Source organism: Paraburkholderia sp., assembly GCF_034668105.1.
Lineage (GTDB): Bacteria > Pseudomonadota > Gammaproteobacteria > Burkholderiales > Burkholderiaceae > Paraburkholderia.
Genome location: NZ_JAXDPY010000234.1, coordinates 1 through 10,566, shown reverse-complemented (window position 1 = coordinate 10,566; position 10,566 = coordinate 1). Strand labels below are relative to the sequence as shown.

Below are 10,566 nucleotides of genomic sequence, written 5' to 3'. Positions count from 1 at the left end.
TTTGGCAACGAGCCGCGTGCGCAGGCGTTTTTCCGTACTGCCGCGGCGTTGCCTGGGTTGGGGTGACCTGCCTGGCGGACCTTCGCTTGCGTTACTTGCGGTGGGTCGATCCAACCGGAATATCCGCTGCGTCGGGCTACGCTTTTCCCTAGAATAGCGAGTCCAGCCCGTCCCCGCGCGCCCAGCCGCCCTTCATGTCCACGCCGCCGACCCAGCCCGCCTCCGCTCCCGCCGCCGCTTCACCCCCTTCGGCCCGCTCGCTGACCGTGATGCTGTGGCTCGTCGCCACCGGCTTCTTCATGCAGACGCTCGATTCGACCATCGTCAACACCGCGCTCCCCGCGATGGCGACGAGCCTCGGCGAGTTGCCATTGCGCATGCAATCGGTTGTGATCGCCTATTCGCTGACAATGGCGGTGATGATTCCCGTGTCCGGCTGGCTCGCCGACAAACTCGGCACGCGGCGCGTGTTTTTCAGCGCGATCCTCGTGTTCGGGGTCGGCTCACTGTTATGCGCCAACGCGCATACCCTGAATCAACTGGTGGTCTACCGCATCATGCAAGGCGTGGGCGGGGCGATGCTACTGCCGGTCGGACGGTTGGCGGTGCTGCGCACCGTTCCGGCGGAACGCTACTTGTCCGCCTTGTCGTTCGTGGCCATTCCAGGGCTCATTGGACCGCTGATCGGCCCGACGCTCGGCGGCTGGCTCGTGAAGATCGCATCGTGGCACTGGATCTTTCTGATCAACGTGCCGGTGGGGATCGTAGGCTGCATCGCCACGTTCATCTTCATGCCGGATAGCCGTAACGAGCACACCGGCAAGTTCGATCTGAAAGGCTATTTGCTGCTGATCGTCGGCATGGTGACGATTTCGTTCGCGCTCGACGGCCGCACCGAGTTTGGTATTCAGCATGCCACCGTGCTGGTGCTGCTGATCCTGAGCCTCGCCAGCTTCGTCGCCTATGGTTTGCACGCCGTGCGCGAGCCCGCGCCGATCTTTCCGCTCGACCTGTTCAAGATCCACACCTTCAGCGTCGGACTGCTCGGCAATCTTTTCGCGCGAATCGGCAGCGGCGCGATGCCGTATCTGATCCCTCTGCTATTGCAGGTGAGTCTCGGCTATAGCGCCTTCGAAGCCGGCATGATGATGCTGCCGGTGGCGGCAGCGGGCATGGTCGCCAAACGGGTTGTCACAACGCTAATCGTCAAATACAGCTACCGGCGCGTGCTGATCATCAACACGGTGCTGGTGGGTTTGACCATGGCAAGCTTCGCACTCACCAGCGCCGGGCAGCCGTTGTGGTTGAGGCTCGTGCAACTCGCGTTCTTCGGTGGCGTCAATTCGATGCAGTTCACCGCAATGAACACGTTGACGCTCAAGGACCTCGGCACCGGTGGCGCGAGCAGCGGCAACAGCCTGTTCTCGCTGGTGCAGATGCTGTCGATGAGTCTCGGCGTGACGGTGGCAGGCGCGTTACTCGCTACTTTCACGGGCCTCCTGCCGCGCGTCACGGCCGCCAATTCGTTGCCCGCGTTCCATGCGACGTTCCTGTGTGTCGGCATCATCACCGCGGGCACGTCGTGGATCTTCGCGCAACTGTCGCCGGACATTCGCACACTAGGGAAAAAGACGGATCCTTCGGAGCGGACCTGAGCTTCGCGGTGATTCACCACGCCCCTTGCCGCCGACCCGCAACGGGGCGCGAGTCGCACCACCGAAGTGCGAATCATCGATTTCGCACCCACGCGGGCGCACAATCGTCCGACTGACCGCGGCAACCCGGCGCGTACAGTATGTTTCCGCTCGCGCATAGTTCTTGCTCGCCGATCCTGTAAACTCACATTTTGCGCGTGCCGGCTCATATCGAGCATGCGAGCGCGCCGCAACCTCCACACGACTGACATGATGAGCATGATCGAACTCGATCCTCCCGGCTTCCAGCCGCCGCGCCCGATGGCCGGCGACGAAGGTTCCCGGCGCACCGTTCTATACGGCGGCTACACCGTTTTCAGCGTGTTCCAGCCGGTTTTCTCCGTGTCGCACCGGCGCGCGATCGGTTATCACGCTTCGCTGCGCGCACACGACGAACATGCGCTGCAAGTGCCGTCGCACGATGTTTTCACACAGGCGGCACGGCGCGGCGACCTGCTGGAGCTCGGGCGGCTGGCCGAATCGCTCCATCTGGGCAATTTCAATGCATTCGACAGCCACGACGAATGGCTTTTCCTGAGCCTGCACCCGGCGGCGCTGATGGACACCAGTTACGGCGACGCACTGCTCGCCGGGCTCAAGGCGCTGGGCCTGCCGCCGCAACGCGTGGTGCTGGAAGTGTCCGAGCAGGCAGGCGGTGAAACCACGCGCTTCGCCGAAATCGTCGACGCGTTGCGCAAGTCCGGCTTCCTGATCGCGCTGGACGGCTTCGGCGCGAAGCATTCGAACATCGACCGGGTCTGGAATCTGCGTCCGGACATCGTCACACTCGACCGCTGCATCCTCGCGCAGGCGAGCGAGCACTCGCACATCGAACGCGTGCTGCCGGGCCTTGTCTCGCTGCTGCACGAATCCGGCCAACTGGTGCTGATGGGCGGCCTGAGCACCGAGCGCGATGCGCTGATCGCGCTCGAATGCAACGTCGACTTCGTGCAGGGTGCGTTCTTCGCAGGTCCCAGCGTCGAACCGGTGAAACCGCAAGCGGCGGCCGGTTTGATGGACTCGCTCTCCGCAGCGCTACGCGAACGGGTTGCGACGCGCGAACGCGTGCAGTCCGCGCGGCTTGCGCCCTATGTCACAGCACTGGAGACGGCGGCCGCCCAACTCGTGGCCGAGGAGTCGGTTACCCAGGCGACCGCGCCACTGCTCACGCTGGGCGAAACGGCACGCTGCTTCGTACTCGACGGTTCGGGGCGGCAGATCGGCGACAACGTCCTTCCACCAGGGCGTGCTTCGCAACGCGCCAAGCGCTTCCGGCCCTTGCTGCATTCGCAAGGCGCGAGCTGGGAGCGCCGCCCGTACTTCATTCAGGCGATGCGCGTGCCCGGCCAGGTGCACCTCACGCCGCCCTACCTGTCGATCAACGAGGCACATCTGTGCGTGACGGCCTCGATCGCCGCGCATACGCCGCACGGCACCCAGGTACTATGCGTCGACATCAACTGGGAAGTCGCTGCGCATCGTAATTGAGGCAACGGTGTTCTGCTGGATCCGCGCGAGCAGCTTCATGACGGCCGCGCGACCCAGCACGCGGTTGGCTGCCTGCAGACGCACCGCGCTGGTGACCGCGCAACGCGACGATCTTCACCGAACCGTCCGCATCCGAGCATGCGCGGCAGGATCGGGCCGTTCCAGCAGCGCACCCGCGCGCTGCAGACGCGCCTTTGCCCGGTGAACGATCTGACGGCAACTGGACGGCGTACGGTCGAGGATTTTTGCAATCTCCGCGTAGTCGCAATCGAACGCTTCGTGCAGTACGAATGCCGCCCGCTCATCCGGTTTCAGACGCTCGAGCAGGAGCATCACGCCATACGACATCTCCGCAGCGCGCAAGGCCAGTTCCTCCGCCGATGGCGCCACCTCGTCGAGCCAGGGCTCCGGCAACCAGCCAGTGGCCTGTGACGCGCGTTCACGCTGTACGTGACGCAGCCGGTCGATCGCTACGCGCGTGGTGAGCGTGGTAAGCCACGCGGCCGGTGTCCGCACCTCTTGTGCCTCGCCGAGATGCCATTTGAGCCAGACGTCCTGCACCACGTCTTCCGCCTCGGCCCGGCTGCCGAGCATCCGGTACGCCAGCGCGAGCAGGCGGCCGCGCACGGCCTCGAAGCTGGATGCCTTGTCGATTTCCTGTTCCGTCATGCGTAGACCTCCAGATCGTGGATGGTGAAAAAGCGCGCGACGCCGTGCGTGCTCGTCTAGTTAGCAGCCTGCCTCGCTCGCATGCCTGCATGCCTGCGTGCCCGCCCGCGTGCCTGCGTGCCTGCGTGCCTGCCACCAAAGCCCTCCATTCATAGCGATTTTTCACCTGCCCTATCGGTGCGCCAGGAACACAAAAGCTGATCACCTCCGCCGGAGCCGCTATCATGGTCGCGATTCGTCGAATTTGACGATCGCTTCAATGGAGATATTCATGGCGTCATCCAATGAAACCGTCAGCATGGCGCTATTCTGCGACTTCGAAAACGTGGCGCTCGGCGTGCGCGATGCGAAGTACGACAAGTTCGACATCAAGCTGGTGCTCGAACGTCTGCTGCTCAAGGGCAGCATTGTCGTGAAGAAGGCGTATTGCGACTGGGACCGCTACAAGAGTTTCAAAGGCGCGATGCACGAGGCCAATTTCGAATTGATCGAGATTCCGCACGTGCGCCAATCGGGCAAGAATTCCGCCGACATCCGGCTTGTGGTCGACGCACTCGATCTCTGCTACACGAAATCGCACGTCAATACCTTCGTCATCATCAGTGGCGACTCGGACTTCTCGCCGCTGGTGTCGAAGCTGCGCGAGAACGCCAAGCAGGTGATCGGTGTCGGCGTGCAGCAATCCACTTCCGATCTGCTGATCGCAAACTGCGACGAATTCTTCTTTTACGACGACCTCGTGCGCGAAAGTCAGCGCACGGTAGCCAAACGCGAATCGTCCCGCCCGCAACAGGCCGCGCAGCAGACGGCCAAACGTGCGCCCGACGAAGAAAAGTCGCGCAATAAGGAAGACCTCGAAAAGCGCCGCACCAAAGCGGTCGAGATCGCGGTGCAAACGTTCGACGCGCTCGCATCCGAACGTGGCGACAGCGGCAAGATCTGGGCTTCGGTGCTGAAGAACGCGATCAAGCGTCGTAAGCCGGATTTCAACGAGACGTACTACGGTTTTCGCGCGTTCGGCAATCTGCTCGAAGAGGCGCAGGCGCGCGGGCTGCTCGAGTTCGGCCGCGACGAGAAGTCAGGCGCGTATGTTTATCGGGGTACGGCTGTGAATGCCGGCGTCGAGAACGTGAGCGAACCGGCCGAAGCTGGTGAATCGGCGGAACAGATATATGAGGCACAGGTTGCCGAGACCGTGGTCGCCGAGTCGGGCGGCAAGCACGAGTCGCGCCGCCGCGGCCGTGGCAATCGCAAGACCGGCCGTGGTGGGCAGCAGGAAGCCTCGCACGAAGAGCGCGCGGCGATGGGGCGCGGCGCTCACGCGCAAGTTCACACGGAAGACGTACAGCCGCAATCGCCGTCAACCGGCGAGCCCGGCTTCGAACAGCCAGAAGCGGCTTGGGCGGAACCGGAGACCTTGGCAACTGAACCCCCGTTCGCGGTAGGCAGCGAAGAGGCACAGGAAGAGAGCGTCGCTCAACCCAAACGCCGCAAGGAACGCGCACCACGCAAGACGGCGGCGAAAAAGGCGAAAAAGGCGCCCCCCCGAACGATCGATGACATTCCGGAGATCGCGGCACCCGCCGAAGCACCGGAGCCATCCGTCAGCGAGGAAGAAGCACCTGTGGCAGCAAAAAAGGCCGCGCGCAAAACCGCGCCGCGCAGCCGTCGTCCACGTAAGACAACGGCAACGAGCGACGCGGAGTAAGCGCCGCCGCATAAACGCAGCAACAAGAAAAAGCCCCTGCTTGTGATGAGCAGGGGCTTTACCATTTCCGTCCACAGGCGCGGCGATCGGCCTGAAACTGCGAAGGCGCCAGTAGAACACACCGTCGCCAGCTAGCGGCACAGCGACCGTGACTACACCTGCACCCGCAACGCTCAAAGCAATCCAAACACTGCCACCCCATTAGTCGCGCCCACATACACTTTCCCTCGCGCGATCATCGGCGTGATGAACTTATTGCCCGCGCCCCATTGATCGCGTGCACCGGCCTGATTGCTGTTGTACAACTCATTGCCGAGATTACCCGCGTCGTACGCATGCAACGCGCCCGTCGTGCCGTTTTCCGCAGCCCAGACAATGCCGTTGCTCGTGCCGTTGGCCGACACGGCCGGCGTCGCGCCGGGATAGACAAAGGTGATTGCACTCCTTGATGAAGCGGTAGTGGCGAGAAATGCACCCGAGACCGGCAGCGCCTTCAGACTGTCGCCCATGCCGCCGTAGTACACCACGCCGTTGTAATAAGCCGGTGAACCCCAGATGCCGCCGGCAAGGGTGCCGGTCAACACCTGCCAGATATTGTTCGCAGTCGGACTGAATTTACCCATCGAGTCGCGATCGACCACATAGATCAGGTTGTCCTTGCCGGCCGCCACCGCCAGGTGTTTGACAACGCCAGCCGTGGTCGTCTGATCCGGCAACAGCATCACGCCGCCCGAGCCGAAATCGTTGTCCGCGTTTGCCTCGGCCACAACGTTGTCCATCGCGAAGTAATCGGTGACCTGCAGGTTTCCTAACGACAGCTTCATCAGCGAGTTGCCGAAGTCGCCGTCGGCCGGAAAGCCCTGCGCGTTCAGCGTGGTGCCGAATGTGCCGTTGCCGTCCACCACGTAAATCGACGTTCCGTCCGACGCCATCCCCGAGCCGGCCATCCAGATCGAACCCTGGCTGCCGTTCGGCGCGACATCGAACACGCTGGTCTGCTTGAGCGTAGCGGCGTTATAGGCCATCAACCAGCCGGTGTAGGCGCCCGACATGCAGTGCGCAGTCCAGCCCATATAGACGTTGCCGCCGGCCAGCGTAAGGGCCGCGCGTACGGTGTGCAGCGACGGAGGGAATGTGATGACGCCGTTGACGCTTCCCGCGCCGTTGCCGGGGAAAGTCGCTGCGATCTCCGTCGGGCCGCCGAGCACCTCGGCCCCCGTGGTCAGATCGAGCGCATGCAAACGATGGTGGTACGCACCGCTGCTGTCCCTGGTCATCGCCACCGCATACAGCACGCCGTTCGTGCCGCGATTGCGATCGATCACGGGCGTCGACGTAATACCGATTTCGGGCGTGATGTCCTGGCAACCGTGGTCGTCGCTGGGTGTCTCGCCATTGCCGACCAGCGAGACCTTCCACAGCTGGGCGAAGCTGGTGGCGTCGTAGGCATACACACTGTCGTGTTCGGTCGCGACGTAGACCACGTCATGCGGCGTGCCGCCAATCGGCAGACTGGTCACGAATAGCGGTTGCGCATCGACCTTGCCGTCCGCGGCGAGAAACGCAAGCTTGCCGAAGCTCGCTGACTTCACGTTCGCGGGTGTCAGCGTCGTCTCGGCAAGCATCTGCCCGGTGCGGGCGAGATCGTTGTGATGCGTCAGCACGTCGGTGGCGAAGGCCGTCGTTCCCGTAGGTGTGCTGCCCGACCCGCTTGAACCGCCCCCTGAACCGCCGCCTGAACCGGTGCTTGAGCCGGTGCCGCCCGTGCCGCCGCCGGTCGAGCCGCCGGGACTGCCGCTGCCGCCTGCCGAACCCGAGGCGATACCTGATGTACCCCCCGAGCCCCCGCCGCAAGAAAGGAAACAGCCGGCGACGATCGCCACGCCCAGCCACCCGCACACGCGGGACCACACTCTCGGATTGAACGTCCCGGTTTGTGGTCGCTGCATAGTCGCCTCGCTTGCACGATGCCGGCCAAATCCGTACGCCGGGCTACGTCGAACGGCGAAATCAGAAACGGCGTTGGCCGGCAGGGATGGAGTGGAGTTTGCGGGCTGCGCAAGAGCGCCAGTCACCCGGCGGCCCTAGCCCTTGTCCCAAACCTACGCCCTTTGCCGCGCCGCCTGCCGCCATCGTTTCGCGTCTTTCCGCCAGACATGACAAAAGCTTTACAGCAACAAACTTGCCTGCTCCCCGGCGCAATCGGTTCGATTCAGTGAAGCGCAACTGCCGATCGGCGTTAGTACGGGTAAGGCGCGTACATCACCGGAGGCGGGGCGACATACCTCGGCGGCGGCGCGTAGTAATACGGCTGCGGTGCGTAATAGGCCGGTTGCGGTGCATAGTAGGCCGGCGCCTGCGGCTGCGAAATTGTGTTGCCCTTCGAGCTCATGCACTGCGCGTAGGCGGCGTCGTAGCGTGCTTGCAGGCCGGCGGCGGAATACTGCGCGCCATTCGCCCCGTTCGCGCCGCCGATCAACAAGCCACTGCCCGCCCCAATCGCCGCACCCGCGCCTGGATTGCCCGCCGCCGCGCCGATCAGTGCGCCGACGGCGGCGCCGCCGAGCGTGCCAAGCGCCGCACTATTCACGCTGTTCGTGGTTGCGGCCTGGGCGGCCGCGTTCGGGTCGGTCGAACGGTTCGCGTAGTCGCGGCATGCATAGTCGTCCTGCTGGAACTGCCCGAGCGGCTCGCCGCTGCGCGGCAGGGCAACCACACTCGGACCGCCCGGCGGCATGACCGCGCAACCGCCAAGCGCAAGCGCAACGACCGCAGCCGGAATGGCGATGCTCATCGATTTGGTGATGGAGTTCATGTTGGTGCGCTTCGAAGACATGGGAGTTCAAACGTTAGGCCAAACGGCACCCTTCCTGGTTACACGATCGTTACAGAAAGTTTTTCGCTTACATTCCCGCCCTCGTCGGCGCGGACGGGATCGCGCCCTGCCAGCCGCACTCAGTCACGTCATATCGGGTAACGCTTGTAAGTGAGGTCGCAATCTGTTTTCTCGGCGCACGGCCTAAACTGGCTCGCGCCGACATTGCGCAATTCGCTCGTCGAACGGCACGGTACCTGGCAGGCGCAGGCAGTCCGCCTAGGCTTGCCGGCGCCGTGCTCTCGCGCTCATGGGACACAATCAATGAAAAACAGAGGATGACTCGATGAACCGGTTTGCTTTCGTAGCGGCAACGGCTTGCGCCGCCTGCCTATCGCCCGTTTTCGCGCAGACGAATACGACAGTCCAGAGCAGTGTGTTGAAACCGTCGACCACGACATTTCCCAGTGCGTCGATCGCGCAGAATTTCCAGTACATCAATCATCCGCTGCCGCCCGCGCCGGCGAGTTCGGTTTCGCCCAGCAGCGGCGGGCGCGGCGGCCGTCGCCACCGGCAGATGTCGGCCGATTCCGATACGACCGGGGCCGCGTCGACACAGCCTTGATCGACCCGCGGAAGGTCTGAATCAATGCAGTGCAACAGGTCCGTTGACTTCGCCGCCGTTACCAACTGTGACAAAGCTTTCACATGCCGTGGATAGGCCACTCGATGTCGACCGTCGACAGGTTGTACCCACTCCCCAGGCGCTAAAAAGCAAAAAGCCCTCGCGAAGGAGGGCTTTCTGTTTTACTACCTGTTCCAGACTTCATTGCCGCGATCCGTTTGGCTTTCCAATTTGGTTGGAAATCCGAACTATCCTGTCAGGCCACGGCAACTAGCCGGCAACCAGCAATCTCACGCGAAGTTCTTCGACGCGAATTCCCAGTTGGCGATGTTCCAGTACGCTTCAACGAACTTCGGACGCGCATTGCGGTAGTCGATGTAGTAAGCGTGTTCCCACACGTCGATCGTCAGCAGTGCCTTTGCGTCGGTGGTCAGCGGCGTGGCAGCGTTGCTCGTGGACACCAGGTCGAGCGAACCGTCAGCCTTCTTCACCAGCCATGCCCAGCCCGAACCGAACGTGCCGATTGCGGTCTTGGCGAATTCTTCCTTGAACTTGTCGAACGAACCCCACTTGGCGTTGATCGCGTCGGCCAATGCGCCGGTCGGAGCACCACCACCTTGCGGCGACAGGCTGTTCCAGAAGAACGTGTGGTTCCACACTTGCGCTGCATTGTTGAAGATACCGCCCGATGCCTTCTTGACGATCTCTTCGAGCGACAGATTTTCGAACTCGGTGCCCTTGATCAGATTGTTCAGGTTGGTCACATAGGTCTGATGATGCTTGCCGTAGTGATACTCGAGCGTCTCTTCCGACATGTTCGGAGCAAGTGCGTTTTTCGCGAACGGCAGCGGCGGGAGCGTATGTTCCATGGTGCTTTCCTTGTGTCTGTATCTGTTGTGGGGGAGTCTGCGGATAACGCCTTAGAGCACTCGATTGTAGGCGACTTGGAATAACCCCGCAAACGAACGGACTTTATGTCCGGCATCGGCAAAGAGGCCGGACATATAGCGTAATTAGTGCTTTCGCAGGGGTCGTGGCCGGCCCCTGCGGAGGTCAAAAGTACGCCTTGGCGTGCTGTCGGCAAAGTGTCAGAAACCGTCGGTCAAGCGCGGTTGAACATCGGCGAGCGCGATGTCCGCCGCGCCTTCGGCAAGATGCACCGTGAGGCGCCGCCCGGGTTTCAGCGACGACGGCGCGCGCACCGCGCGACCACTCTGCGCGTCGAGCACGGCAGCATAACCACGCTCCAGCGTGCGCTGCGGACTCAACACTTCGAGCCGCGCGGCCAGCGTGTCGATCCGCGCTGACTGACGTTCATGCTGGCGTAACAAAGCAGCGTCCAGACGCTGCGCGAGATTGCCAAGCCTCGCCTGATGCGCGGCGAGATCGGGGCGCCAGCGCTGCCAGCGCATCTGCAACAGAGAAAACCGCGCCCGGGCGTCACGTACGGGACGCGCGCCCGCCGATGCCAGCCGCACGCTCAATTGCTGCAAGTGCGTGCGTTGACGCGCGAGCCGCTCCGCCGGCGACACGAGCCGACGCGCGAGCCAGTCGAGTTGTTGGGCGC

Annotated in this window: 8 protein-coding genes and 1 pseudogene; 4 read left to right on the top strand and 5 right to left on the bottom strand. The window is 63.1% G+C overall.

What is annotated here, in order from left to right; translation table 11 throughout:
- Nucleotides 1-194 precede the first annotated feature (194 nt).
- Nucleotides 195-1,655 (top strand): multidrug transporter subunit MdtD, encoded by a 1,461-nt coding sequence (mdtD, locus tag QOC89_RS11020; protein ID WP_323045042.1) that lies wholly within the window; start codon nt 195-197, stop codon nt 1,653-1,655.
- A gap of 252 nt (nt 1,656-1,907) precedes the next feature.
- Nucleotides 1,908-3,182: an EAL domain-containing protein gene (locus QOC89_RS11015; protein WP_323045041.1), complete on the top strand. Its 1,275-nt coding sequence runs from the start codon at nt 1,908-1,910 to the stop codon at nt 3,180-3,182.
- A gap of 129 nt (nt 3,183-3,311) precedes the next feature.
- Here the strand turns inward: QOC89_RS11015 and QOC89_RS11010 are convergent.
- Nucleotides 3,312-3,851: pseudogene (locus QOC89_RS11010) on the bottom strand (sigma-70 family RNA polymerase sigma factor); the annotation flags it as partial.
- Nucleotides 3,852-4,122: 271 nt separating this feature from the next.
- Here QOC89_RS11010 and QOC89_RS11005 point away from each other — a divergent pair.
- Entirely contained in the window at nt 4,123-5,559 is a 1,437-nt protein-coding gene (locus QOC89_RS11005) for an NYN domain-containing protein (protein WP_323045039.1), read from the top strand.
- A gap of 173 nt (nt 5,560-5,732) precedes the next feature.
- On the opposite strand, the gene QOC89_RS11000 is transcribed toward QOC89_RS11005, so the two are convergent.
- On the bottom strand, nt 5,733-7,508 hold the full coding sequence (locus QOC89_RS11000; protein ID WP_323045038.1) for a pyrrolo-quinoline quinone: 1,776 nt from the start codon (nt 7,506-7,508) through the stop codon (nt 5,733-5,735).
- A gap of 290 nt (nt 7,509-7,798) precedes the next feature.
- On the bottom strand, nt 7,799-8,374 hold the full coding sequence (locus tag QOC89_RS10995) for a glycine zipper family protein (protein ID WP_323045037.1): 576 nt from the start codon (nt 8,372-8,374) through the stop codon (nt 7,799-7,801).
- A 346-nt stretch (nt 8,375-8,720) separates the two neighbouring features.
- Between QOC89_RS10995 and QOC89_RS10990 the strand changes: the two genes are divergently transcribed.
- Nucleotides 8,721-8,999, top strand: coding sequence for a hypothetical protein (locus QOC89_RS10990; protein ID WP_323045036.1), 279 nt, complete (start codon nt 8,721-8,723; stop codon nt 8,997-8,999).
- A gap of 290 nt (nt 9,000-9,289) precedes the next feature.
- Here QOC89_RS10990 and sodB read toward each other — a convergent pair whose 3' ends face one another.
- Together sodB and QOC89_RS10980 are read right to left on the bottom strand one after the other, a co-directional pair.
- Nucleotides 9,290-9,868, bottom strand: a complete 579-nt coding sequence (gene sodB / locus QOC89_RS10985; protein ID WP_323045035.1) for a superoxide dismutase [Fe] — start codon at nt 9,866-9,868, stop codon at nt 9,290-9,292.
- Between the two features lie 219 nt (nt 9,869-10,087).
- A partial coding sequence (locus tag QOC89_RS10980; RefSeq protein WP_323045034.1) for an exodeoxyribonuclease VII large subunit occupies nt 10,088-10,566 on the bottom strand: 479 nt, incomplete at its 5' end.

Coding starts and splice junctions, on each gene's coding strand:
- QOC89_RS11005 (WP_323045039.1), top strand. CDS start 4,123: ATGGCGTCATCCAATGAAACCGTCAGCATGGCGCTATTCTGCGACTTC.
- mdtD (WP_323045042.1), top strand. CDS start 195: ATGTCCACGCCGCCGACCCAGCCCGCCTCCGCTCCCGCCGCCGCTTCA.
- sodB (WP_323045035.1), bottom strand. CDS start 9,868: ATGGAACATACGCTCCCGCCGCTGCCGTTCGCGAAAAACGCACTTGCT.
- QOC89_RS11015 (WP_323045041.1), top strand. CDS start 1,908: ATGAGCATGATCGAACTCGATCCTCCCGGCTTCCAGCCGCCGCGCCCG.
- QOC89_RS10995 (WP_323045037.1), bottom strand. CDS start 8,374: ATGAACTCCATCACCAAATCGATGAGCATCGCCATTCCGGCTGCGGTC.
- QOC89_RS10990 (WP_323045036.1), top strand. CDS start 8,721: ATGAACCGGTTTGCTTTCGTAGCGGCAACGGCTTGCGCCGCCTGCCTA.
- QOC89_RS11000 (WP_323045038.1), bottom strand. CDS start 7,508: ATGCAGCGACCACAAACCGGGACGTTCAATCCGAGAGTGTGGTCCCGC.